Annotated in this window: 25 protein-coding genes; 2 read left to right on the forward strand and 23 right to left on the reverse strand. The window is 70.2% G+C overall.

The window, feature by feature from the left end; genetic code table 11:
* Positions 1-4: 4 nt before the first annotated feature.
* From KV396_RS03590 to KV396_RS03615, 6 genes are read right to left on the reverse strand one after another with little or no spacing between them, the layout of a single operon-like run.
* Entirely contained in the window at positions 5-1,207 is a 1,203-nt protein-coding gene (locus tag KV396_RS03590) for a Gfo/Idh/MocA family protein (protein WP_247956846.1), read from the reverse strand.
* Between the two features lie 38 nt (positions 1,208-1,245).
* Positions 1,246-1,995 (reverse strand): ABC transporter ATP-binding protein, encoded by a 750-nt coding sequence (locus tag KV396_RS03595; RefSeq protein ID WP_247624612.1) that lies wholly within the window; start codon positions 1,993-1,995, stop codon positions 1,246-1,248.
* Complete coding sequence (locus tag KV396_RS03600) at positions 1,985-2,737, reverse strand: ABC transporter ATP-binding protein (protein ID WP_247633911.1); 753 nt, start codon at positions 2,735-2,737, stop codon at positions 1,985-1,987. Before KV396_RS03600 ends, KV396_RS03595 begins: the two co-directional genes overlap by 11 nt.
* Positions 2,734-3,852: a branched-chain amino acid ABC transporter permease gene (locus tag KV396_RS03605; RefSeq protein WP_247633910.1), complete on the reverse strand. Its 1,119-nt coding sequence runs from the start codon at positions 3,850-3,852 to the stop codon at positions 2,734-2,736. The genes KV396_RS03600 and KV396_RS03605 overlap by 4 nt, the downstream gene beginning before the upstream one ends.
* Positions 3,836-4,720 (reverse strand): branched-chain amino acid ABC transporter permease, encoded by an 885-nt coding sequence (locus KV396_RS03610; RefSeq protein WP_247624609.1) that lies wholly within the window; start codon positions 4,718-4,720, stop codon positions 3,836-3,838. The genes KV396_RS03605 and KV396_RS03610 overlap by 17 nt, the downstream gene beginning before the upstream one ends.
* Before the next feature lie 10 nt (positions 4,721-4,730).
* Positions 4,731-5,966, reverse strand: coding sequence for an amino acid ABC transporter substrate-binding protein (locus tag KV396_RS03615; protein WP_247956847.1), 1,236 nt, complete (start codon positions 5,964-5,966; stop codon positions 4,731-4,733).
* A 128-nt stretch (positions 5,967-6,094) separates the two neighbouring features.
* Here KV396_RS03615 and KV396_RS03620 point away from each other — a divergent pair, with 128 nt between their 5' ends.
* A complete protein-coding gene (locus KV396_RS03620; protein ID WP_247624607.1) occupies positions 6,095-7,123 on the forward strand; it encodes a LacI family DNA-binding transcriptional regulator in 1,029 nt (342 codons plus the stop codon).
* 79 nt (positions 7,124-7,202) lie between these two features.
* Here KV396_RS03620 and KV396_RS03625 read toward each other — a convergent pair whose 3' ends face one another.
* The 5 genes from KV396_RS03625 to KV396_RS03645 all read right to left on the reverse strand — a co-directional run bounded on the left by KV396_RS03625 (position 7,203) and on the right by KV396_RS03645 (position 11,574).
* Positions 7,203-7,988, reverse strand: a complete 786-nt coding sequence (locus KV396_RS03625; RefSeq protein ID WP_247956848.1) for an ABC transporter ATP-binding protein — start codon at positions 7,986-7,988, stop codon at positions 7,203-7,205.
* Positions 7,985-9,037, reverse strand: coding sequence for a FecCD family ABC transporter permease (locus KV396_RS03630; protein WP_247956849.1), 1,053 nt, complete (start codon positions 9,035-9,037; stop codon positions 7,985-7,987). Before KV396_RS03630 ends, KV396_RS03625 begins: the two co-directional genes overlap by 4 nt.
* A 4-nt stretch (positions 9,038-9,041) precedes the next feature.
* A complete protein-coding gene (locus KV396_RS03635; RefSeq protein WP_247956850.1) occupies positions 9,042-10,145 on the reverse strand; it encodes an iron chelate uptake ABC transporter family permease subunit in 1,104 nt (367 codons plus the stop codon).
* Positions 10,146-10,152: 7 nt separating this feature from the next.
* Positions 10,153-11,109, reverse strand: a complete 957-nt coding sequence (locus KV396_RS03640) for an ABC transporter substrate-binding protein (protein ID WP_247956851.1) — start codon at positions 11,107-11,109, stop codon at positions 10,153-10,155.
* A 72-nt stretch (positions 11,110-11,181) separates the two neighbouring features.
* Complete coding sequence (locus KV396_RS03645; RefSeq protein WP_247956852.1) at positions 11,182-11,574, reverse strand: thiol-disulfide oxidoreductase DCC family protein; 393 nt, start codon at positions 11,572-11,574, stop codon at positions 11,182-11,184.
* 76 nt (positions 11,575-11,650) lie between these two features.
* Between KV396_RS03645 and KV396_RS03650 the strand changes: the two genes are divergently transcribed.
* Positions 11,651-11,857, forward strand: a complete 207-nt coding sequence (locus KV396_RS03650; RefSeq protein WP_247956853.1) for a hypothetical protein — start codon at positions 11,651-11,653, stop codon at positions 11,855-11,857.
* 125 nt (positions 11,858-11,982) lie between these two features.
* Here KV396_RS03650 and KV396_RS03655 read toward each other — a convergent pair whose 3' ends face one another.
* From KV396_RS03655 to KV396_RS03710, 12 genes are all read right to left on the reverse strand, one after another.
* Positions 11,983-12,909, reverse strand: a complete 927-nt coding sequence (locus KV396_RS03655) for a PDR/VanB family oxidoreductase (RefSeq protein ID WP_247956854.1) — start codon at positions 12,907-12,909, stop codon at positions 11,983-11,985.
* Positions 12,910-12,927: 18 nt separating this feature from the next.
* Positions 12,928-13,554: an MSMEG_1061 family FMN-dependent PPOX-type flavoprotein gene (locus tag KV396_RS03660; RefSeq protein ID WP_247624599.1), complete on the reverse strand. Its 627-nt coding sequence runs from the start codon at positions 13,552-13,554 to the stop codon at positions 12,928-12,930.
* Between the two features lie 104 nt (positions 13,555-13,658).
* Positions 13,659-14,168: a MarR family winged helix-turn-helix transcriptional regulator gene (locus tag KV396_RS03665; protein WP_247956855.1), complete on the reverse strand. Its 510-nt coding sequence runs from the start codon at positions 14,166-14,168 to the stop codon at positions 13,659-13,661.
* 66 nt (positions 14,169-14,234) lie between these two features.
* Entirely contained in the window at positions 14,235-14,690 is a 456-nt protein-coding gene (locus KV396_RS03670; RefSeq protein WP_247624597.1) for a MarR family winged helix-turn-helix transcriptional regulator, read from the reverse strand.
* A 1-nt stretch (position 14,691) separates the two neighbouring features.
* Positions 14,692-16,344, reverse strand: coding sequence for a DHA2 family efflux MFS transporter permease subunit (locus KV396_RS03675; RefSeq protein ID WP_407665592.1), 1,653 nt, complete (start codon positions 16,342-16,344; stop codon positions 14,692-14,694).
* A 183-nt stretch (positions 16,345-16,527) separates the two neighbouring features.
* Positions 16,528-17,256, reverse strand: coding sequence for a helix-turn-helix transcriptional regulator (locus tag KV396_RS03680; RefSeq protein ID WP_247956857.1), 729 nt, complete (start codon positions 17,254-17,256; stop codon positions 16,528-16,530).
* Entirely contained in the window at positions 17,253-17,786 is a 534-nt protein-coding gene (locus tag KV396_RS03685; protein ID WP_247956858.1) for a gluconokinase, read from the reverse strand. Before KV396_RS03685 ends, KV396_RS03680 begins: the two co-directional genes overlap by 4 nt.
* On the reverse strand, positions 17,786-18,823 hold the full coding sequence (locus tag KV396_RS03690) for a zinc-binding dehydrogenase (RefSeq protein WP_247956859.1): 1,038 nt from the start codon (positions 18,821-18,823) through the stop codon (positions 17,786-17,788). The genes KV396_RS03685 and KV396_RS03690 overlap by 1 nt, the downstream gene beginning before the upstream one ends.
* Positions 18,823-19,590, reverse strand: a complete 768-nt coding sequence (locus tag KV396_RS03695) for a glucose 1-dehydrogenase (RefSeq protein ID WP_247956860.1) — start codon at positions 19,588-19,590, stop codon at positions 18,823-18,825. Before KV396_RS03695 ends, KV396_RS03690 begins: the two co-directional genes overlap by 1 nt.
* Positions 19,591-19,606: 16 nt before the next feature.
* Entirely contained in the window at positions 19,607-20,671 is a 1,065-nt protein-coding gene (locus tag KV396_RS03700) for a D-2-hydroxyacid dehydrogenase (protein ID WP_247624591.1), read from the reverse strand.
* The gene (locus KV396_RS03705; RefSeq protein ID WP_247956861.1) at positions 20,668-21,900 is read right to left on the reverse strand and encodes an aspartate transaminase; all 1,233 of its coding nucleotides are present in this window, start codon (positions 21,898-21,900) and stop codon (positions 20,668-20,670) included. The genes KV396_RS03700 and KV396_RS03705 overlap by 4 nt, the downstream gene beginning before the upstream one ends.
* Complete coding sequence (locus tag KV396_RS03710; protein WP_247633893.1) at positions 21,897-22,583, reverse strand: 4-carboxy-4-hydroxy-2-oxoadipate aldolase/oxaloacetate decarboxylase; 687 nt, start codon at positions 22,581-22,583, stop codon at positions 21,897-21,899. The genes KV396_RS03705 and KV396_RS03710 overlap by 4 nt, the downstream gene beginning before the upstream one ends.
* Positions 22,584-22,606 lie beyond the last annotated feature (23 nt).

A 22,606-nucleotide genomic window follows, 5' to 3' on the forward strand; every position in this document is an offset into this window, starting at 1 on the left:
GTCGTCACCCCTCGGCGAGCGGGGTCAGTTCGATCTTGCGCCCCTCGCGCGACGACGCGAGTCCTGCCTCGGCGAGCTGCACGCCGCGGGCACCCGCGAGCAGGTCGAACGCGTAGTCGGTGCCGAGAACGTACGACTCCAGGAACTCCTCCCACTGCTGCCGGAAACCGTTCTGGAAGACCTCGTTCGTCGGCACGCCGGCCCAGTCAGCCGCGTAGTCGTGGTCGTCGGCGAGGTCGGGGTTCCACACCGGCTTCGGGGTGGCGTTGCGGTGCTGGATCTTGGCACCGAAGAGCCCGACGACCGCCGAGCCGAGCGTGCCGTCGACGTGGAACTCGACGAGCTCGTCGCGGTTGACGCGCACGGTCCACGAGGAGTTGATCTGCGCGATCGCCCCGCCCTCGAGCTCGAAGATGCCGTACGCGGCGTCCTCCGCGGTGGCGACGTAGCGCTCGCCGTGCTCGTCCCAGCGGTCGGGGATGTGCACGGCCGCCTGCGCGTAGACGCTCTCGACCGTGCCGAACAGGTTCTCGAGCACGTAGTTCCAGTGCGGGAACATGTCGACGATGATGCCGCCGCCGTCCTCGGTGCGGTAGTTCCAGCTCGGGCGCTGCGCGGGCTGCCAGTCGCCCTCGAAGACCCAGTAGCCGAACTCGCCGCGCACCGAGAGGATGCGCCCGAAGAAGCCCGAGTCGATCAGTCGCTTGAGCTTCTGCAGACCGGGGAGGTAGAGCTTGTCGTGCACGACACCGGTCTTGACGCCGGCCTCACGGGCGAGGCGGGCGAGTTCGAGCGACTCCTCGAGCGACTCGGCGGTCGGCTTCTCGGTGTAGATCGTCTTGCCGGCCGCGATCGCCTTGCGCAGCGCCGTGGCGCGCGCCTTCGTCACGAGGAAGTCGGCGTAGATCTCCCACTGGGGATCGGCGAGCGCCGCATCGAGATCCGTCGTGTAGTCGGCGATGCCGTGGCGCTCCGCGAGCTCGGCGAGCTTCGTCTCGCTGCGGCCGACGAGGAGCGGCCGCACCGTCACCCTCGTGCCGTCGGAGAGTTCGATGCCGCCCTCGTCGCGGATCGCGAGGATCGAGCGCACGAGGTGCTGGCGGTAGCCCATGCGTCCCGAGACGCCGTTCATGATGATGCCGATCTCGCGCGTCTTCGCGGGAGCGGATGCGGGAGCCTCGGGAGAGGCGGTGGTGGTGAGTGACATCTCGTTCCGTTCTTCCGTCAGGGTGCTGTTCATGCGAGTCAGTTGCCGGCCGCGGCGGGCTTGCCGCCGAGGTAGAGCGCGGCGAGGGTGGGGTCGGCGAGCAGTTCGGATGCCGGGCCAGAGATGTGCACGCGACCGAGGTCGAGCACGCAGCCGATGTCGGCGGTCTCGAGCGCCCGTCGCGCGTTCTGCTCGACGAGCAGCACCGCGGTTCCGGCATCGCGCATGCGCACGATCTGCTCGAACACCTTCTCGGTGGTCTTGGGGTCGAGGCCCATCGACGGCTCGTCGAGGAGCACGACCTTGGGGCTCACCATGAGCGACCGGGCGAACTCGACCTGCTTCTGCTGGCCGCCCGAGAGGAGCCCGGCGAGCTGCTTCCACCGCTCCCCCACGATGGGGAAGAGGTTCTGCACGAACTCCACGCGCTCGTGGATCACCTTCTGGTCCTTGAGGGTGAAGGCACCGAGCATCACGTTCTCGCCGACCGTCATCTCGCGGAAGACGCTGTGGCCCTGCAGCACGTGGGCGAGGCCGTGGCGCAGCATCGACTGCGGGCCCTCACCGGTGATGTCGCGGCCGTCGACCTCGATCTTCCCCGAGCGCGGCTTGAGCATGCCGCTCGCGACCTTCAGCACGGTCGACTTGCCGGCGCCGTTCGGCCCCACGAGGCAGACCACCGATCCCGGCGGCACCTCGACGGTGAGACCGCGCAGCACGAGCGCCGCCCGGCCGTACCCGGCCTCGATGTCGCGCAGCTCGAGCAGGTTCTTCGCTTCAGACTCCAAGGTAGGCCTCCAGGACTCGCGGGTCTTGCTGGATGATCTCGGGGGTGCCCGCGGCGATCGGACGCCCGCGGTCGAACACGATCACGTGGTCGCACAGGCTCATGACCATCTCCATGTTGTGCTCGACGATGATGAAGGTCTTGCCCTCCTCGTTGAGCTCGCGCACGAGGGTGGCGATGCGCCCGATGAGGGCGGGGTTCACGCCACCGGCGGGCTCGTCGAGCATGATCGTGTCGGGCTCGCCCATGAGCACTCCCGCCAGCTCCAGAAGCTTCTGCTGGCCGTAGCTGAGGTTGCGGGCCTCGGCGTGCTCGAGGTGATCGATGCCGACGCGACGCAGCCAGCCGCGGGCCCGCTCCAGCTCCTCCGGATCGTGCGCCGAGCGCAGCTGCTGGCGGATGCTCGTGCTGCGCACCGCGACCAGCAGGTTCTCCATCACCGTCATGCGCGGGAACACCCGGCACAGCTGGAAGCTGCGGCCGATGCCCGCACGGGCGATGCGGTCGGGCGACTTGCGGGTGATCGCCTGCCCCCGGTACCGCACCTCGCCGGAGTCCGGCTTGATCATGCCGGTCACGCAGTTGAAGAAGGTCGTCTTGCCCGAGCCGTTCGGCCCGATCAGGCCGTTGACCTTACCCTCCTGGAAGGTGACGGTGGCGGCGTCGACCGCGGTCACGCCGCCGAACCTCTTGGTCATCGAGGCCGTGCTGAGGCTGTCGAGCGTGGTGGTGGCGGCGTTCATGCTGACGTCTCCTTCGCCGCGGCATCCGCTGTTCGCTTCTCGTTCTGCTCGAGGAGCTCGCCGGCGGTCACCTCGCGGATCGAGGCCTGGTCGGATTTGCGGGTGACGAGGTTGCGCACCGCGGGGATGACGCCGTCGGGCATGAAGAGCACGACGATGCCGAGCAGGATGCCGGTGGCGATGAGGTGGAACTGCGTGTCACCGAACTCGAGCTTGAAGTACTCGAGGGCGACACCCACGACGACTGCTCCGAGGAGCGGGCCGAAGAGGTTGCGCACCCCGCCGAGCAGCGCCATGAGCACCATGTACGAACCGATGAGGATCGAGAACTGGAAGATCGGGTCGAGGTCGCCGAACCACAGGGCGTAGAGCCCGCCGCCCAGCGACACGAACAGCGCCGAGAGGATGTAGGCGATGAGCTTGTAGCGGGTGGTCGGCACACCCAGCGACTGCGCCTTGTCCTCGTCCTCGCGGATGGACTTGAGCGCGGTGCCGAACTTGGACCGGTCGATGATCCACCACACCAGCAGAGCGAACGCGAGCAGGGCGACGAACAGGTAGAAGAACACGCGGTGGTGCTCGGGGCGCAGCATGCCGGGGAACGGACGGGGGACGTTGAGTCCCTCGGAGCCGCCGGTCACCTCGCGCCAGCTCTGGAAGACCAGCAGCATGATGAGCACGAAGGCGATCGAGACGATCACGAACGACGCTCCGCGCACCCGGAGGGCGGCGATGCCGATCGGGATCGCGATGACCGCGACGAGCAGAGCGGCGAGGATCCAGGCGACGAAGCCCGGCAGCGCCAGGTACTTGATCAGGAGCGCGGTGCCGTAGGCCCCGAGTCCGAAGTACGCGGCGTGCCCCAGCGAGATGTACCCCGTGAACCCGCCCATGAAGTTCCACCCCGTCGACAGCACGGCGTAGTTGAGGATGACGACGCCCGCCGACAGGATGTACGGGTTCGGGGCGATGGTCGGGAACGAGAGGATGAGCGCCGCGCCGATGACGAGAGCGGCGAGCTTGATCCACGTCGTCGAACGACGACGGGTGGGAGCGGGCGGAGCGATGACGACCGTCTCGGTCGCGATCGGTTCGCGGCTAGAAACGCTGGGCAAGACGACCTCCGAAGAATCCTTGCGGGCGGAACATCAGCGTGGCGAACAGGGCGACGTAGAAGATCGTCTGCGCCCACGTGGGTCCGAGGGGGAGCTGCAGCAGGCTCTGCGCGACTCCGAGGACGAGCGCCGCGATGGCCGCGCCCGGGATGCTGCCGAGACCGCCGACGACGATGATCGCCATGAGCGGTCCGATCCAGTGCCAGTGCAGCGACGGGTAGATCGTGGCGTCGAGCGAGAGCGCGGTGCCGCCGATCGCGGCGGTCGCGAGGCCGAGGCCGAAGCCGTAGCCCGCGACGCGGTCGGTGTTGATACCGACCAGGCGCGCCGCCTCCGGGTGCTGGATCGTGGCGCGCAGCGCCTGCCCGAACCGCGTGTACTTCAGCAGCACGAAGAGGCCGGCGAGCGCCACGGCCGCGAGACCGAACGCGATGAGCTTGACGACCGGCACCTGGGCGCCGAAGAAGTCGAGGCTCGCGCTGGCGTACGGCAACGGGATGCGCCGCTGGGTGCCCGAGAAGAAGAACCCGAGCGCCCCCTCGATGATCAGCGCCACCGCGAAGGTGAGCAGCACCGACATCATGGTGAGCGTCAGCGGCTTGAGCCGTGACACCAGCAGACGCTGCATCACGACGCCGGTCACGAAGAACAGCGGCACGGTGACGACCAGCGAGATGAGCGGGTCGAGCCCGGTCTCGCGGTTGAACCACCAGGCGAGGTACGCGGCGAGGATGAGGAACGCGGAGTGCGCGATCATCACGACGCGCATGATGCCGAAGTAGAGGGTGAGGCCTGCGGCCAGGAGGGCGTAGAGCCCTCCCAGCAGCACGCCGAGGATCAGGCTTTGAAGTAGCAGTGCTCCACTCACGATGTGCGGATCACCACGTCGGCTTCGGGAAGAGGAAGTCGGTCTCCTTGACGTCCTCGGGGAGGACGATGCGGATCTCGCCGCCGACCCACTGCTGGATGAGGTGGGCGCCGGTGGGCTTGCCCGTCTCGTCCCAGCTCAGGGGGCCGACCACGGTCTCCACCTCGTTGTCACGGAGCCAGTCGATGAGCTGCTGCTGGCACTCGCCCTGCTCGGCGCAGCCGACGGCCTCGACGGCCGCGGCCACGACCTGGCCGGTCGTGTAGGCGTTCGCCTCGTCCTCGGCGGGCGGGTTGCCGTGCATCTCGGTGTACTTCTCGACGAACTCGATGTTGCTGGGGAACTGCGAGTCGGGCGAGTAGCCGGTGGGAGCGAGGATGCCCTCGGTCGCCCCGCCGATCGCCGCGGCGAACTCGGGGTTGGTCGGAGCGGTCGAGAACGCGGCGAGCTCGGGCTGGTAGTTCAGCTGCTGCAGCGCGATGATCAGGTTGACCGCGTCCTGGTACTGGGTGCCGCCGATCACGATGTCGGCATCCGACTGCGCGATCTTCGCCGCGATCGTCGAGAAGTCGGTCGTGTTGGGCGGGTAGACCTCGTCGACGAGGATCTCGACCCCGGCCTCTTCGAGCTTGTCGCGAAGACCGTAGGCGGTGCCCTGCGCGAAGGGGTCGTCCATCGCGGCGACGGCCGCGGTCTCGGGACGCTGGTCCTCAGGGAGGGCGAGCAGGTAGTCGGCGAGGTTGTTGTAGTGGTCGTTCGCGATCGCGGGGGCGGCGTAGAAGAGGTTGTCGAAGCCCTGCTCGAACACCTCGGCCGCGGCGCCCGCCGGCTCGACGAAGAGCATGCCGTACTCCTGCGCGACACGCGCCGAGGGTACGACCAGGCGGGTCGAGAACGGGCCGAAGACCAGGTCGACGCCGTCCTGCGCGATGAGCGACTCGTAGTCCGAGACGACGCGGTCGGCGTTGGACTGGTCGTCGAGGATCTTCAGCTCGACCTGGCGACCGAGCAGTCCGCCGTTCTCGTTGATGATGTCTCGCCAGGCCTCGTAGCCCCGCTCGACGCCCTTGCCCGGCTCCGAGAAGTCGCCGGTGAGCGGCAGCGAGATGCCGATGACGATGGGGTCGTCCGATCCACCCCCTTCCGCCTGGTCACCGGTTCCGGAACAGGCCGAAACCGTGAGGGCGGCGATCGTCAACGATCCGATCGCTGCGGCAATCCGTCGACCTTGGCGGCGTACAGTCATGCGGGTGTCTCCTACGTCATCGTAAGCGAAAGCGCTTTCGTAAGCGCTTCCGCCACTATACTTGCGTGGAAGAACGAGAGCAACCCACAGCGCGATCAGCGTCGATTTTGCTCCAGGGGGAGGTTTTCGTGAAGCGTACAGGTACGCCGCGACTCGTGGACGTCGCCGAGGCGGCCGGGGTCTCCCTGGCGAGCGCCTCCCGCGCCATGAGCGGGGGTTCGGGCATCTCACCCGAGGTCGCCGCCCACGTGCGACGCGTCGCGCAGGAACTCGGCTACGAACCCAACCTGCACGCCCGCGGGCTGGCGGGCGGGCTCGTGCCGACCATCGGACTGCTGGTGCACGAGATCGGCGACCCCTACTTCTCCGAGATCGCCAGCGGCGTCATCCGCAGCGCCACCCTCGAGAACCGCTCCGTGCAGATCGCCCAGGCCGACCGCACCCCCGAGAGCGAGCTCGCCCAGGTGCAGGCGCTGCTCCGGCAGAGAGTGGGGTCGATCATCATCGCCGGCTCCGGGTACGCCGACCCCGAGCACGAGCAGAAGATGACCGCCGCCCTCGCCGAGTTCGCGCTCGCCGGGGGCCGCGCCGCCGTCATCGGCCGCCACTACCTGCCGATCGACGCCGTGCTGCCCGACAACCATCGAGCCGGCGTCTCGGTCGGCGCGCACCTCGCCGCGCTCGGGCACCGCCGCATCGGCGTCGTCGCCGGCCCGCTCGAGCTCAACACCGTCGCCGATCGCATCGCCGGGCTCCGCGAGGGCATCGCGGATGCCGAGGTCGAACTCACCGTGGTGTCGAAGGAGTTCACGCGCGAGGGCGGTATCGCCGGCGCCCGCGAACTCGTCGACGGCGAATTCCGCGGCCGCGACCTCACCGCGATCGTCGGTCTCAACGACGCCATGGCCATCGGCATCCTGAGCGAACTGCGCCAGCAGGGCATCCGCGTTCCCGACGATCTGTCGGTCGTCGGCTTCGACGACATCGCGGTCGCCGCCGACGTCGCCCCCGCGCTCACCACCGCCCGCATCCCGATGTTCGAGATGGGGCAGCACGCCGTCGCGCTGATCCTGCGGCCCGCGAGCGACGAGGCCCGCACCGTCAGCACCTCGCACGAGTTGATCGTGCGCGCGTCGACGGCGCCGCCGCGCGGCTGACGCCCCTCGCCGAGGAGTCACGACACGCCGCGCCTCGGCATCCGTTCGCGGCGTATCGTGACCCCTCGCGCCCCGGAACTCAGCCGTGCGGCCAGCGCGGCACGACCAGCGGGCTCCCCGACTCGGGATCGGCGATCACCCGAGCGTCGAGCCCGAACACGTCGGCGACGAGCGCCTCGGTGATCACCTCACCGGGGGCACCGGTCGCGACCACTTCGCCGTCCTTCATCGCGATCACGTGATCGGCGTAGCGCGCGGCCTGGTTGAGGTCGTGCAGCACGGCGACGAGCGTGTGCCCCTGCGTGCGGTTGAGCGTGCGGCACAGCTCGAGCAGCTCGATCTGATGACTGACGTCGAGGTAGGTCGTCGGCTCGTCGAGCAGCAGGATCGGCGTCTGCTGCGCCAGCGCCACCGCCATCCACACGCGCTGCCGCTGCCCGCCCGAGAGCTCGTCGACCATCCGACCCGACAGCTGGCGGATGCCGGTGGCGTCCATCGCCTCGGCGACGGCGGCCTCGTCCTCGGGCGACCACGGCGCGAACAGACGCTGGTGCGGGTACCGCCCCCGCGTGACCAGATCGACGACGCGGATGCCGTCCGGCGCCACCGGTCCCTGCGGGAGGAGGCCGACCTCGCGCGCCACGTGCTTGGTGGGCAGATCGTGCAGGCTCTTGCCGTCGAGCAGCACGCTCCCCCGGGTCGGGGGCAGGAGCCGCGTCAGGCTCTTGAGCAGCGTCGACTTGCCGCAGGCGTTCGGCCCCACGATCACGGTGAACGCGCCGTCGGGGATCTCGACGGACACATCGGCGCACACGAGCTTGTCGGCGTAGCCGAGCGCGGCGCCATCGACCATCAGTCGGGTCATCTCTTCTTTCCCTCTCGCAGGAGAAGCCACAGGAAGTACAGTCCGCCGATCGACACCGTGACGATGCCGACGGGCAGCGGGGAATCGGGATGGATGCGCTGCGCCACGACGTCGGCGAGGAGCAGCAGCAGAGCCCCGACGGCGGCGGTCGGGCCGAGCGCGAGCCCGTCGGAGCGCACCACGCGGCGCGCGATCTGCGGGGCCGCGAGCGCGATGAACGAGATCGGTCCGACGGTCGCCGTGGCGAGGGCGGTGAGTCCGACGCCGATCACGATCGCCGCCACCTGCACCGCGCGCACGTTCTGGCCGAGGGCGGTGGCGAACGGCATCCCGATCTGCATCAATCGCATCGGTCTGCTCAACGCCAACGCGGCGATCAGGAAGACCGCCGATCCGCCGAACGCCCCCAGGAACGTCGCCCACGAGACGCCCGACAGGTTGCCGGCACCCCACAGGCTCGCCATGATCGCGTCTTCGACGGTCGCCGTCAGCAGGATCCACACGTTCACCGAGGCGAGCATCGCGCTGACCGCGATCCCCACGATGATGAGCCGCACCCCGCGAACCGCCCCGCGTTTCGACGAGAGCAGGAACACGAGGAACGCGGTCGCCACACCCCCGGCGAGCGCCCCGGCCATGGTCTCGACCGAGCCGCCGCCGAGCAGCAGCATCACGACGATCGCGCCGGTGTACGACCCGGTCTGGAATCCGATCACGTCCGGCGAGCCCAACGGGTTGCCGGTGAGGTTCTGGAAGATCGCGCCGCTCATCGCCAGGCACGCGCCGAGCAGCACCGCCATGAGGATGCGCGGCGCGCGCCACTCGAGCACGACCATCGAGGTGAAGGCGTCGCCCTGGCCGACGAGCGCCGTGAGCGCCTCGACCGGGGTGATCTGCGCGGAGCCCGAGAACACGGCGAAGACGGCGAGCAGCACGATCGCGATCCAGAGTCCTGCGCAGATGCGGGCCGAGCGCGCGTCGACGAGCAGGAACGGGCGGGAGCGCGGACCGATGCGGTGCACGCGTCGGCCGAAGTCGAGGTCGGTCATCGCCTCACACCTCCGAGACGCGGAAGCGCCGCACCATGTAGATGAGCACGGGTGCTCCGATGAACGCGGTCACGACACCCACCGGCACCTCACCCGCGGTGATGACTCGGCCGAGCACATCGGCGAACCCCATGACGGTCGGCGCGATGAGCACCGAGTACGCGAGGATCCACCCCTGGTGCGGGCCGACGATCATGCGCGCGAGATGCGGGGCGAGCAGGCCCAGGAAGCCGATGGGCCCGGCCGCGGCCGTCGCGCCGCCCGCGAGCAGCGCGATCGCGACGAGCACGACGAGACGGATGCGGTTCGGATGCGCCCCCATCGCCACGGCGGATGCCTCGCCCAACGACAGCACGTCGAGGGAGCGCGAGCTGAGCAGGGCGATGACGAGGCCCACGACGATGAACGGCACGATCGCGAGCGTCGCCTCGAGCGGCTGCGAGGCCGTGGTTCCCGCCGACCACCCGCGCATCTTCTCGAGGATCTCGGAGTGCGTCAGCAGCACGGCCGACGAGAACCCCATGAGCACCGCGCCGAGCGCGACGCCCGACAGAGTCATGCGCACGGGGTTGCCGCGGGCGGTGCCGGTGTTGCCGATCACGAAGACGAGTACCGAGGTGATCATCGCCCCCGCGAACGACCACCACATGTACTGCGAGATGTCGGTCGTGCCGAAGAACGCGAGCCCCACGACGACGGCGAGCGAGGCGCCCGCGTTGACACCCAGGATGCCGGGGTCGGTCATGGGGTTGCGGGTGACGGCCTGCATGAGCGCCCCGGCGACGCCGAGCGCGGCACCGGCGACGAGGATGAGCACGGTGCGCGGAACGCGCGAGAACCAGACGGTCTGCGAGATCGCGTCGGCGGGATCGGGATGCAGGAGGGCCTGGATCACCTCGGCCGGCGGAACGGCACGAGAGCCGACGAGCATGCTGGCGGCGAGGGCTGCGATGCAGAGGATCGCGAGCGGCACGAGCCCGACCCAGCGCCGCCCGGCGGAGGAGCGGGCGGCGGAGACGGGCGAGGAGCGGGGCGAGGGCGGGCGCGGGTCCGCCCCGGACACGAGGGTGTTCGGGGCGGGCCCGGATGCCGCGGGCTGCGGGTTCATCCGACGGTCAGGAGACCTTCGTCGACGACGAGACGAGGTCGGCGACGTCGTTCAGCCAGGCCGCGTACGTCGTGGCCGTCATGGCGCCCTTCGAGCTCCAGGCGCCGAGCTGGTCGGCCTGCACGGCGGGCAGCGCGTCCCAGAGGTCGGCGGTGAAGGAGAAGTCGTCGCCGTAGCCCTCGATGAGCAGGATGTCGGCCGGGTAGGTCGAGGCATCCTCCCAGGCGACCTGCCCCCACGGGTTGCCGGTCTCGGGGGCGTCGGCGCCGACGATGGTCGCGCCGAGCTCTTCGAGCAGCTCGGCCTGGGCGAAGCCGACGCCGGTGTACAGCATCTCCTTCGCGGGGCTGGTGAGCATGATGTTCAGACCGCTGCCGGTGATCGCCGCACTGAAGGCCTCCTTCGCGTCTTCCAGGTCGGCGTCGGACTGCACGATGGCGTCGGAGGTGACGTCGGCACCGAAGAACGCGGCGATCGTGCGGGTGTCGGCGATGCGACCGTCGATCGTCTCGCTGCCCGGCAGCGGCACGAACGGGGCGACGCGGGTGATCTGCGCGTTCACGTCCTCGTCGAACCACTGCCAGCCGTCGGCGGTGCCCTGGCCGATGATCGCGTCGGGGCGCAGCTCGGCGAGCTTCTCGACGTCGATCTCGCCGTCGGTGCCGATCTTCGGGATGTCGAAGATGTCGGCATCGCCCATCACGAAGGGGTTGTCGCACTCGTAGCCGAAGAGGGCGACGGGCTCGATGCCGTACTCGTGCAGCGAGCTGTAGGCGTAGCAGTCCATCACGATGCCCTCGGGCTGCGCAGCGAAGTCGATCGACAGGCCCTCGAGCGAGGGGTGTTCGAGCGTGACGCTTTCCCCCGATTCCGGTTGTTCCGCGGTGTCTCCGGTCGAGGCGCAGGAGGCGAGGAGCAGGGCGGAGGCGGCGACGAGGGCAGCGAGAGAGGACCGGCGGAGCACGGCGAAGACCAATCTGTCGGTGGGAGGGGGAGCCCTTCGACCGTAACAAGAATTTAGTTAGGGTAGGTAATCCTAACTAGAGTCTCGAGCGTGTCCCCTCGGCATCGCGCAGGCGGCCGTCCCGCCCGGGAGGCGGTGCCGGAAGCGTGCGACGAGTGCGTAGCCGAGCGCCGCCGCCCACGCGAACGGCGGGGTCACCAGCATCCATCCGAGGAATCGCATCCACCGGCCGGGCTGCATCCGCAGCAGTGCAGCGAAGGCCGCGTGCCCGCGGAACCGCTGCTCCCCCACGACCAGCCAGACGTAGTGCGTGACGTCGTGGTTGCTCAGGCCGAGCACATCGAGGTCGAGCCACTGCCAGGGCTCGACCTCGGGGAAACGCGCGAGCCGTTTCTCGAGCACGCTCACCGCGGTCGTGCAGAACCCGCAGTCGCCGTCGAAGACGAGCAGGGGTCGCGAGCGCATGCCTCCGACCCCATCACAGCCCCCGCGGGTTCTCAACCCCCTGGCCTGCGAACCACCGGGCAGCGGATGGTGAGGTATGAGCCACAACCCCGATGACATCAAGCAGCCTCTCGACCATCTGCCCCCGCTCGATGAGCGCGACAAGGCCGTCGAGATCGACGAGCCCAGCTACCCGACTTCGGGCGAGCCCGCCGAGCACGGGAGCGTGTCGCCCGACACGGCCGCCGAGCCCGGCAAACCGAACCGGCACGGCGTCGACAAACTGCCGCCGACCTCGCGCTGAGACCCCCGCGACGGGCGGAGTTCTCGGCGTCGGGCGGATGTTTGTTCCCGGAATCTCCGCCCCTCACGGAGTTCTCCGCCCATCGCGGAGGCAGCGGAGGCGGCGCGGAGGCGAGCAGCTCCGCCTCAGGCGTCGATCACGAGCGTCGGCGACAGCGCCCGCGAGACGCACGGGTACATCATCATCGACGCGTCGTCACCGGTGAGCGAGTCGCGATGCTCGGGGATACCGTCAAGCACGGTCACCTCGCAGGAGCCGCAGATGCCGCGCAGGCATGAGCCCTCGACGGGCACGCCCGCACTATGCAGCGCGCCGAGCATCGAACGCTCGGCGGGCACCTCGACCGTGGTGTCGCTGCGCGCGCAGATCACGGTGAACGCCTCGTTCGGCCGGAACTCGCGCGGCTTCGGCTCGAAGCGCTCCACGTGCAGGTTCGCACCGCCGGGCAGGGCACGCGCGAGGTCGTCGAGCGCGTCGACGAAGCGCTGCGGTCCGCAGGCGTAGACCGCGGTGCCGGGCGCGAGGCCGGCGTAGAGCTCGGCCAGATCCAGCCGCCCGGCTTCGGCGCCGACATGGATCGTGACGCGATCGCCGAGGGCAGCCAGATCGTCCGCGAACGCGACGTCCTCGCGCCGACGCACGAGGTAGGTCATCCGCCAGTCGGCATCCTCGGCGGCCAGGTGCCGCGCCATCGCCAGGATCGGCGTGATGCCGATGCCCGCGGCGAGCAGGTGGTACGCCGGAGCGTCCGACAGCGTGAAGAGGTTGCGGGGCGGGCGCACCCACACCCGGCTCCCCACCCGCAGGAACGAGTGGATGTAGTGCGAGCCCCCGCGCGAGAACTCCTCGCGCAGCACGGCGATCCGATAGCCGTGCGCATCGGCGGGGTCGCCGCATAGCGAGTACTGGCGCTCGTGCCGCGTGATGAGCTGCACGTCGACGTGCGCCCCCGGCTGCCACGGCGGCAGCGCGGTGCCGTCGGGCGCGGCGAGACGGATGCTGACGATCGAGGGCGTCTCACGGACGATCTCGCTCACGACGAGGGGGAGCATCCCCGCACGGGACCGCATTCAGTACAGGTTCCGGTAGGCGCCGGCCATCGCGTCGTCGATCACGTCGCCGACCGAGGGATCGAAGCCCGACATGCTCGCCCAGATCGTGCCCGAGGTCGGCACCTCCTCGGCGAGGTCCTGCATCTCGGCGTCCCAGAGACCCGCCCGCACGAGCGCGCGCCCGCAGTGCAGGTACACCTGCTCGGTGCGCACGACGATCGCGAGATCGGGAACCGCGTGGTCCTGCTCGAGCATCGCCAGCAGCGAGGGGTCGTTCGTGACGGTCGCCGTGCCGTTGATGCGGAGCGTCTCGGTCATGCCCGGCACGAAGCACAGCAGTCCGATGTGCCCGTTGTCGATGATGTTGGTCATCGAGTCGGCGATCTTGTTGCCGAGCCGGTCGGGGATCACCAGCGTGCGCGGATCGAGCGCCCGCACGAAACCGGGATAGTCGCCGCGCGGCGAGCTGTCGCAGTTGCCCGCGGCATCCGCGGTCGCCAGGCTGCAGAACGGCGAGTGCGCCAGGAAGGTCAGGCAGTTCTCGTCGAGGAAATTCGTGATCTTCTGCGTGGTCGGCGCCTCGGGTTCGCCGAGCGTCGACCTGAGGTACGCCAGATCGACGGAGGGGAAGTCGAAGCTCTCCATTCCTCCAGGCTAGCCAGGCGGACGCCGGTCGTCACCGTCGCGACGCCACAGCGTCACCCCCACCGGCTGTGCTGAGCGCCCACCCCGATGACGGCAGCCGGGCCTCAGTCGCCGAAGGCGGCCAGCAGTTCCGAGAACCGATCGAGGTCTTCGGCCGACCAGCGGCTCAGCCGCTCGGCTAGGCGCGCCTCGTAGCGGGAGCGGGCGAGCGCGACCCGCTCCTGCGCGAGATCGGTGGCGACCAGCACACGGGCCCGGCGATCGTCGGGGTCGGGAACGCTCTCGACCAGTCCCAGCTGCTCGAGCTGGCGTACGTGACGACTGACCGCCGACTTGTCGGTCTGCAGGCGCTCGATGATCGCGCCGGCCGAGGTCGCCTTGCCCGTCGCGATCGACGTGAGCACCTGGTAGCCGAGGGGCTGCAGATCCGGATGCACGGTGGTCGCCGCCTCGCGCCAGCTCACCCGGATGCGCGCGAACAGCCGACCCAGCTCGTGCTCGACGCGCGAGACCGCCTGGTCGATGTCGACGCTGCCGGGCTGCGTGCCGGGCTGCGTGCCGGACTGCGCGGCGGGCGCGCCCTCGCGGGCGGGTTCGTCGGTCGAGGCGCTCATGACCGCCAGCCTAACGGCGGCGCACGACGAAGCCCCGCCGTCGACCGCCCGGCGGGGCTTCGTGCGTCACACCTCCGACAGCAGCCGGAACACCTTGGATGCCGCGTGGATCTCCTCAGGTGTGAGCTCGGCGACCACCGCGCGCAGCCGCACACCGTGGTCGCGGCGCAGCTCGGCGAGCGCCGCACAGGCCGACGGCGTCGCCGTCAGCACCCGCAGGCGCCCGTCGCGCTCGTCGGGGCGGGACTCGATCAGACCGAGATCTTCGAGCATCCGCACCTGGCGGCTCACCACCGACTTGTCCATCTCGAACCGCTCCGCCAACTCGTGCGCGCTGACGGAGCCGGCCCGATCGATGAAGGTCAGCAGCTTGTAGCCGCCCACCTGCAGCTCGGGCGAGATGCGGGCGGCGGACTCCCGCCACAGCGTCCGCGTGCGGGCGAAGATGAGGTTGAGGTGCGTCTGCAGGTCACCCAGCGCGGTCTCCGCGTCGGGCGATGCGACGGCATCCGAGCCGATCATCTCAGCCCCTCGACTCCCGGCCGTCGCGTTCGAGAACGGTCGTCACCGAACCGGTCGACGGAGCAGACGGAGAGGAGGGAGGAGCGGATGCCGTGCCCGCGATGCGGATCGCACCGGTCGACATCGTCGCACCGACCTCGGCCTCGGAGACCTCGAGCACCGACTCCTCGGCCTGCTCGCGCAGCTGCTCGGCGGCATTCTTGGTCGATAGCGGCTTGTTCTTGAGGAACGCGATCGCGATGACGGCGATGACCGCGAGCGGGATGGCGATGATGAAGGCATCCGCGATGCCGTGGCCGTAGGCCCCCTCGACGATCGCGCGGATCGTGTCGGGCAGCTGACCGACCTTCGGCACGTCACCCGAGGCGAGGTGCTGCAGCGCGTCGATCTCGTCCTGCGTCGACGGCACGAAGTCCTTCAGCGAGTCGGTCATGTACCCGGCGACGCTCGTCGAGAGCAGCGAGCCCATGACGGTGACGCCGATGGTGCCGGCGATCGTGCGGAAGAAGTTCACGTTCGACGAGGCCGCACCCAGCTGCTGCGGGGCGGTGTCGTTCTGCACGATGAGCGTGAGGTTCTGCATGACCATGCCGAGGCCCGCGCCGAGCACGAACATGTACACGGCCACCAGCGGGAACGGGGTGTCGTAACGCAGCGTCGACATCAGGCTCACGCCGATCGTGGTGAGCACGGAGCCCGTGAGCATCCATCCCTTCCACTTGCCGAAGCGGCTGACGAGCTGGCCGATGATGATCGACGCGCCCATCTGGCCGATGATCATCGGGATCGTCATGAGACCCGACTCGGTCGGCGTGGCGCCACGGGCCAGCTGGAAGTACTGCGCGAGGAACACCGAGGTGGCGAACATGGACACGCCGATCGCGATCGACGCGATGACCGAGAGCGTGAAGGTGCGGTTGCGGAACAGCGACATCGGCACGATCGGTTCCTTGACGAAGAACTCGACGGTGATGAACGCGGCGATCGCGACGCCGGCGATGACGGCGAGCATGATGCTGGTCGACGAGTCCCACTCGAACTGGCTGCCGCCCATCGAGACCCAGATGAGGAGGGTCGAGACGCCGACCGCGAGCAGCACGATGCCGAAGTAGTCGATCGAGACCTTGCTGTCGCGCTGCGGCTTGGGCAGGTGCAGCGTGAACTGCAGGAGCACGAGGGCGAGGAGGGCGAACGGCACGCCGACGAAGAAGTTCGAGCGCCAGCCCCACACGTCGGTGAGGAGTCCGCCGAGCAGCGGGCCGCCGATGGTGCCGAGGGCCATGATGCCGCCGACGACGCCCATGTACTTACCGCGCTCACGGGGCGAGATGATGAGGGCGACCGCGATCATGACGAGCGACATGAGGCCGCCGACGCCGATGCCCTGGATGACGCGCACCGCGATGAGCATGTTCGTATCGGTCGAGAATCCGGCGATCACGGTGCCGGCCGTGAAGAGGATGAGCGAGATCTGCACGAGGATCTTGCGGTCGACGAGGTCGGCCAGCTTGCCCCAGATCGGGGTGGAGACGGCGGTGGCGAGCAGGCTCGCGGTGATGACCCAGGTGTACTGGGACTGCGTGCCGCCGAGGTCGGCGATGATGACCGGCATCGAGGTCGACACGACGGTGCCCGAGAGCACGGCGACGAACATGCCGACGACGAGCCCGGAGATCGCGGTGAAGACCTCGCGCGGTGAGCGCACGGTGTCGTGCGCGGGTGAAGAGATGGTTGTCACAGGGGAACGCTCCAGCGTAGAAAGTTGATAAGTGTCAACCATACGCCGTTAGTTGTAAAAGTGCAACTGTTGACGGGATGCAACCACCCGCCCTGCGATCTACCCCGCGGCCACCCCCAGGATCCGCTGCAGGGTGTCGGCGGTGACGCGACGCCGTACCGGGCCGTCCTCCACGGCGAGCTCCGCGATCGTCGTGCGTCCGCACCCCGTCGCCGCCGCGATCCGCCGCAACGACCAGCCGCGCGAGCGCAGGTCGCGGATGCGCGCGGCCGCCGCCCCGGAGTCGAGGGTCTCGGCCCGCGGCGCGACTCCGGCCGCTCGGGCGAGGCTGCGTCGATGCTCGGCCCGCGCCTCGGCGCACGAGATGCCGTCATCGCCGCGCGGGCACAGGCGCCGGTCGCGGCACCCCATGAAGTAACCGTTCGGGGTGCCGTGATCGATCGGCGCCCCCTCCCCCGCCGCCCGGCGCGAGACGTAGTCGTGCACGTAGCGACGACGCGACTCTGCGCAGGTCACCGCGCCCAGACGCCGGTTCGGGCACGACTGCGGGTCGCGGCATCCCCGGGCATAGCCCCAGGGCGTGCCGTGCACCTCGCGCACACCGCCCGGCGAGACGACGACCTCGTCGACGTCGCCCGAGCGCGGCACGGGCTGATCGAGCGGCATGCGCGCCAGCCGGTAGTCGCCGCGCCGCCGCAGCGCCGCCTCGGCGCACGTGAGGATGTCGGAGTCGGGCCCCATCGGGCACATCGCCCGGGTGCGGCATCCCGCCTCGTAACCGGCGACGCTGCCGTGCGGCGCCGACACCCAGACCGCGCGCCCGCTCATGACCGTCGGGCGGCCGGTTCGGCTCGGAGCACCCGTTCTGCCGCACCGATGATCTCGTCGACGCTGCGCCGCGCGTCGATCGCGAATCCGTTCTCATCGCCCGCGAGAGGCTCGAGGGTGTCGAGCTGCGAGTTGAGGAGCGCGAGCGGCATGAAGTGCTCGGAGCGCACCAGCATCCGCTGGGCGAGCACGCGCTTGGTGGTCTCGAGGTGCAGGAAGAACACCTCGGGCGCGTGCGCGCGCAGCACGTCGCGGTAGGCGACCTTGAGCGCGGAGCAGGCGATCACGAGCCCCGGTACGCGATGCCGGGCGATCTCCTCGCCGACGGCGTCGAGCCAGGGCGCGCGATCCTCGTCGGTGAGCGGGATGCCCTGCGACATCTTCTCGACGTTGGCAGACGGATGCAGATCGTCGGCGTCTCCGAACGGCAGCCGCAGCCGGTCGGCCAGGGCGGCACCGACGGTCGACTTGCCGGAGCCGGCGACGCCCATCACCACGACGAGCGGACGGGAGGCGGTCAGCACGGTCATCACGCCTTCCCGAACTGCAGCAGCACCTTGCTCGACACCGTCGGATCGGCGGCGATCGCGAAGGCGTCGGCGGCGGAGCGCCAGCGCTTGACGTGACTGATCACGGGCGCGATGCGCAGCGTGCCGTCTGCGAGAGCCGCGATCACCTCGTCGATCTCGTCGTTGAAGCGGAAGGAGCCGAGCAGATCGAGCTCGCGGGCGATCGCGAGCGCGACCTGCACGGGCTGCGGACCGCTGGGCAACAGCCCCACCATCGCGACGACGCCCCCGCGGGCGGCACCACGGATCGCGGTGTCGAGTCCCTGCGGACTGCCGGACGACTCGATCACCACGTCGGCGTCGATCGCCGCGACGTCGGCGGCATCGGGCTGCTGCAGCACGACATCGGCCCCGAGCTCCCGAGCGATGCGCAACGGGCGCTCGTGCAGATCGACGGCGGTGATGTGCCGCGCACCGCGGGCCCGGAGCACCGCGACCGCGAGCAGTCCGATCGGCCCGCATCCGACGACGAGCGCCGAGAGGTCGGAGACGTCGCCGATCCGGTTGACGGCGTGCCAGGCGACGCTGGCGGGCTCGATGAGCGCCGCCTCCTGCAGGTCGATCCCCTCGGGGAGGGTGCGCAGCATCCGCGTGGGCATCGCGACCCGGTGGGCGAACGCGCCGTCGCGGTGCGGGAAGCGCGCGGCCGAGCCGAGGTACCCGCCGCCCGCGATGTTGGGGCGGTCGATCGGATGCCGGACGTGCTCCTGCGCCGGGGTCGCGGGGTGCACGGCGACGCGCGCGCCCTCCCACGGCCCGCTGCCGTCGGCGGCGGCCCGCCGGACCACGCCGACGACCTCGTGCCCGAGCACCATCGGCGCGCGCAGGATCGACTCCCCCGCGGCTCCGTGCTTCCAGTAGTGCAGGTCGGACCCGCAGATGCCGCCGTAGACGATGCCGATCACGGCCTCGTCGGGGGCGGGCACGGGCTCGGCGATCGGGTCGATGCGCAGGTCGCCGGCCTCGTGGATCACGACGGCGTGGAGCGCGGCGGCCATCAGACGACCGCCGTCATTCCGCCGTCGACGAAGACGACCTGGCCCGACACGAAGCGCGAGGCGTCCGACGAGAGCCACACCACGGCACCGCCGATGTCCTCCGGCTCGCCCCAGCGCCCGACCGGGGTGCGACCGAGCACCCAGGAGTTGAACGCGGGGTCGTCGACGAGCGCCTGCGTGAGCTCGGTGCGGATGTACCCGGGGGCCACGCCGTTGACGCGCACGCCGCTGCCCGCCCACTCCGCCGTCATCGCCTTGGTGAGGTTGCGCAGCCCGCCCTTCGCGGCGGTGTACGCCCCGATCGTCGGGCGGGCGAGGTCGGTCTGCACCGAGCAGATGTTGACGATCGCACCGCTCCCCCGCGCCACCATCGCACGGGCGGCCGTGCGCCCGACGAGGAAGGCGCTGGTGAGGTCGGTGCGGATGACGCGCTCCCAGTTCTCGAGGCTCACCTCCAGCAGCGGCTCCCGGTGCTGCAGGCCCGCGTTGTTGACGAGGATGTCGAGGGGGCCGGCGGCCTCGATCCCGCGGATGCCGTCGATCACGGCCTCCTCGGAGGTGACGTCGAAGACCGCCGTGGAGACGGCATCCGCTCCGAAGTCCCGGGCGAGGGCGTCCGCCGTCTCGCCCACCGTGGAGGTGTCGCGCCCGTGCACGACGACGTGGGCGCCGGCCTCGAGCAGCGAGCGCGCGATCGCGAGCCCGATTCCGCGGCTGGAACCGGTGACCAGGGCGCGACGCCCGGTGAGGTCGAAGGGGGTGCTCATGGATGCTCCGTCCCGATCAGTAGAACTCGATGGTGTCGACGACGTTGCGCTGTGGCGTGCCGTCGAGGAGGCGCGTGGCGTTGTCGGCGAACAGCTCGGCGATGCGCCCGTCTTCTCGGGCGTCGAGCGCCGCGGTGTGCGGGCTCACCAGCACGTCGGGGTGCGACCACAGGGGGCTGTCCGACGGCAACGGCTCGACCTCGAACACGTCGAGCGCGGCGAAACCCACGGTTCCGGCGTCGAGCGCCTCGAGCAGGGCGGCCTCGTCGATGACGGTGCCGCGTCCGACGTTGACGAGCGTCGCGCCCGGGCGGAGCGCGGCGAAGAAGTCGCGGCCGACGAGGTGGTGCGTGGCGTCGGTGCCGGGCAGGGTCGCCACGACCGCGTCGACCTCGGGCAGCACCTCGGCGACGTCGTCCGGGTGGATGACGCGCGAGACGCCCGGAACGGATGCCCCGCTGCGCGAGGTGCCGATCACCGTCGTGCCGAGGGCGGCGAGCTGGCGTGCGACGGCCTGCCCGATGCCGCCGAGACCGAGCACGAGCACCGTCTGGTCGGCGACCTGCGACATGACCCAGCGGCCGCTCCACTCGCGCTCGCGCTGCTGGCGCTGCAGCCGGGGCAGGTGCTTGGCGCCGGCGAAGACGCCGAACACCGCGAACTCGGCGAGCGCATCGCCGTGCACACCGGCCGAGGTCGTGAAGGTCACGCGCCGCAACTCGTCGTCGGTGAGCTGCGCGGCGCGCACCTGACCGCCGCCACCGGCCGCCATCGTGTGCACCCAGCGCAGTGCCGGGTTGGCGCGCACCGTGCGGGCGAGGGCTGCGGGGTCGACGTCGGGGATGCCGTACAGCGCCTCGGCCGAGTCGATCAGCGCCTCGTAGGCGGCCTGCTGCTCGGGCGTGCGACGGAACGACGGGTCGCCGGAGAAGTCGGCGGGATGCCGCATCGGCGGCAGCAGCGTCTGATCGACGACGAGGTCGATGCGAGGCTCGCGGGCGACCAGCAGGTCGCACAGCTCGGGGGCGAGGGGCGCGGCGACGACGACGCGCAGGCGGTCGCTGGCCGTGGCGTCGCTCATCGCAGCGCCGCCACGGCTTCGGCGATCTTCTCGACCGCGGCGGTGATGGTGCCGAGGTCGGTCGCGAACGAGATGCGGAAGAAGGGCGAGCTGCCGTAAGCGGAACCCTGGATCACGGCGACGCCGGCCTGATCGAGCAGGTAGAACGTCACGTCCTGGTCGTCGGCGAGCACCTTTCCCTCCGGCGAGGTGCGCCCGATGAGTCCTGCGCAGTCGACGTAGAGGTAGAACGCGCCGTCGGGCACGAGCGGGGTGAGTCCGTCGATCGCGCGGAGACCCGCCACCGCGACGTCGCGACGCTCGCGGTACACCGGCACCGACTCGGCGATGAAGTCCTGCGGACCCTCGAGCGCGGCGGCCGCGGCGGCCTGGCTGATCGACGACGGGCACGAGGAGGTCTGCGACTGCAGCGTGTTGATGGCACCGACGAGGGCGGGGTCGCCCGCCGCATAGCCGAGGCGCCAGCCCGTCATCGCGTACGACTTCGAGACGCCCGACACCACGAGCACGCGGTGGCGCAGGTCGGGGGCGACCGCGGCGAGGCTCGGGGCGGGGGTGCCCGTGAACGAGATCTCGCTGTAGATCTCGTCGGAGAGCACCGACACCGCAGGGTGGCGGCGCAGCACCTCGGCGAGGGCCGACAGCTCCTCCTCGGTGTGGATCGCACCGCTCGGGTTGCCCGGGCTGTTCAGGATCAGCCAGGTCGTGCGGTCGGTGATCGAGGCCTCGAGCTGCGCAGCCGTGACCTTGTAGCCGTTCTCGGCCGACGTCGGCACGATCACGGGGGTTCCCTCGTTCGCGCGCACCATGTCGGGGTACGACACCCAGTACGGCGCGGGGATGAGCACCTCGTCGCCGGCATCCACCGTCGCCATGAGCGCGAGGAAGATGACCTGCTTGCCTCCGCCGCCGACCGTGATCTCGGCATCCGAGTACTCGATGCCGTGCGTGCGCTGCAGCGCGCCGCGGATCGCCTGGCGCAGCCGTGGCGTGCCGTTCACCGGCGTGTACTTGGTCTCGCCGGCCTCGATGGCCGCGATCGCGGCCTGCTTGATGTGCGCGGGGGTGTCGAAGTCGGGCTCGCCGACGGTGAGGTCGAGGATGCTGCGCCCCTGACCCTTCAGCTCGCGCACGCGTGCCGCGGCCGCCGTGCTGGGCGAGGGCTTGATGCGTCCGAGGCGCTCGGCGGCGCGGAACGACGACGCGGGGGTCTCGGTGCTGGCGGTCACGATGCGTCCTCGATATCGGAGGTGAGGCCCTTGGCCTTGAGCACCTCGGTGAGGTTGCACAGCTCGATGGTCGTGCCGCCGGCCCAGTACTTCGTGATGAGCTCGGCCTCGTGCGCGTCGCGCGCCGCCGACAGCTCGGCCGCCTCGCGCACCTCTTCGCGGCGCACGACGACGATGCCGTCGGCGTCGCCCTTGACGATGTCGCCGGGGCGGATCAGCTCGCCCGCGAAGACGACGGGCTGGTTGAGCGCCCCGAGGGTCTCCTTGACCGTGCCCTTGATCGAGACGCTGCCCGAGAAGACGGGCAGGCCCAGCTCGCGCAGCTCCTGCGTGTCGCGCACACCGGCGTCGGTCACCAGTGCGGCGATGCCCTTGGCCTTGCAGGCGTTGCCGAGCACGTCGCCGAACATGCCGGCCTCGGCGAACTCGCCCGCCGAGACGATGAGCACGTCGCCGGGCTGCGCGTAGTGGATGGCGACCTGCAGCATGAGGTTGTCCCGCGGGGCGCAGACGACCGTGAACGCCGAGCCGACGAACGACATGTCTCGGTCGATGGGCGTGATGTTCGAGTTCAGCGCGCCGCGGCGGCCCTGGGCCTCGTGGATGGTCGCGGCGGTGAATTCGCCCAGACGGGCGATGTCGGATGCCTCGGCGCGCTCGATCTTGGTGGTGACGTGAACCATGGTGTCGTTCCTCTTTATTCTGC

Source organism: Microbacterium galbinum (assembly GCF_023101185.1).
Classification (GTDB): domain Bacteria; phylum Actinomycetota; class Actinomycetes; order Actinomycetales; family Microbacteriaceae; genus Microbacterium; species Microbacterium galbinum.

Coding starts and splice junctions, on each gene's coding strand:
- KV396_RS03590 (WP_247956846.1), bottom strand. CDS start 1,207: ATGTCACTCACCACCACCGCCTCTCCCGAGGCTCCCGCATCCGCTCCC.
- KV396_RS03600 (WP_247633911.1), bottom strand. CDS start 2,737: ATGAACGCCGCCACCACCACGCTCGACAGCCTCAGCACGGCCTCGATG.
- KV396_RS03615 (WP_247956847.1), bottom strand. CDS start 5,966: ATGACTGTACGCCGCCAAGGTCGACGGATTGCCGCAGCGATCGGATCG.
- KV396_RS03625 (WP_247956848.1), bottom strand. CDS start 7,988: ATGACCCGACTGATGGTCGATGGCGCCGCGCTCGGCTACGCCGACAAG.
- KV396_RS03630 (WP_247956849.1), bottom strand. CDS start 9,037: ATGACCGACCTCGACTTCGGCCGACGCGTGCACCGCATCGGTCCGCGC.
- KV396_RS03635 (WP_247956850.1), bottom strand. CDS start 10,145: ATGAACCCGCAGCCCGCGGCATCCGGGCCCGCCCCGAACACCCTCGTG.
- KV396_RS03645 (WP_247956852.1), bottom strand. CDS start 11,574: ATGCGCTCGCGACCCCTGCTCGTCTTCGACGGCGACTGCGGGTTCTGC.
- KV396_RS03650 (WP_247956853.1), top strand. CDS start 11,651: ATGAGCCACAACCCCGATGACATCAAGCAGCCTCTCGACCATCTGCCC.
- KV396_RS03655 (WP_247956854.1), bottom strand. CDS start 12,909: ATGCTCCCCCTCGTCGTGAGCGAGATCGTCCGTGAGACGCCCTCGATC.
- KV396_RS03660 (WP_247624599.1), bottom strand. CDS start 13,554: ATGGAGAGCTTCGACTTCCCCTCCGTCGATCTGGCGTACCTCAGGTCG.
- KV396_RS03665 (WP_247956855.1), bottom strand. CDS start 14,168: ATGAGCGCCTCGACCGACGAACCCGCCCGCGAGGGCGCGCCCGCCGCG.
- KV396_RS03670 (WP_247624597.1), bottom strand. CDS start 14,690: ATGATCGGCTCGGATGCCGTCGCATCGCCCGACGCGGAGACCGCGCTG.
- KV396_RS03675 (WP_407665592.1), bottom strand. CDS start 16,344: ATGTTCGTCGCCGTGCTCTCGGGCACCGTCGTGTCGACCTCGATGCCG.
- KV396_RS03680 (WP_247956857.1), bottom strand. CDS start 17,256: ATGAGCGGGCGCGCGGTCTGGGTGTCGGCGCCGCACGGCAGCGTCGCC.
- KV396_RS03685 (WP_247956858.1), bottom strand. CDS start 17,786: ATGACCGTGCTGACCGCCTCCCGTCCGCTCGTCGTGGTGATGGGCGTC.
- KV396_RS03690 (WP_247956859.1), bottom strand. CDS start 18,823: ATGGCCGCCGCGCTCCACGCCGTCGTGATCCACGAGGCCGGCGACCTG.
- KV396_RS03695 (WP_247956860.1), bottom strand. CDS start 19,590: ATGAGCACCCCCTTCGACCTCACCGGGCGTCGCGCCCTGGTCACCGGT.
- KV396_RS03700 (WP_247624591.1), bottom strand. CDS start 20,671: ATGAGCGACGCCACGGCCAGCGACCGCCTGCGCGTCGTCGTCGCCGCG.
- KV396_RS03710 (WP_247633893.1), bottom strand. CDS start 22,583: ATGGTTCACGTCACCACCAAGATCGAGCGCGCCGAGGCATCCGACATC.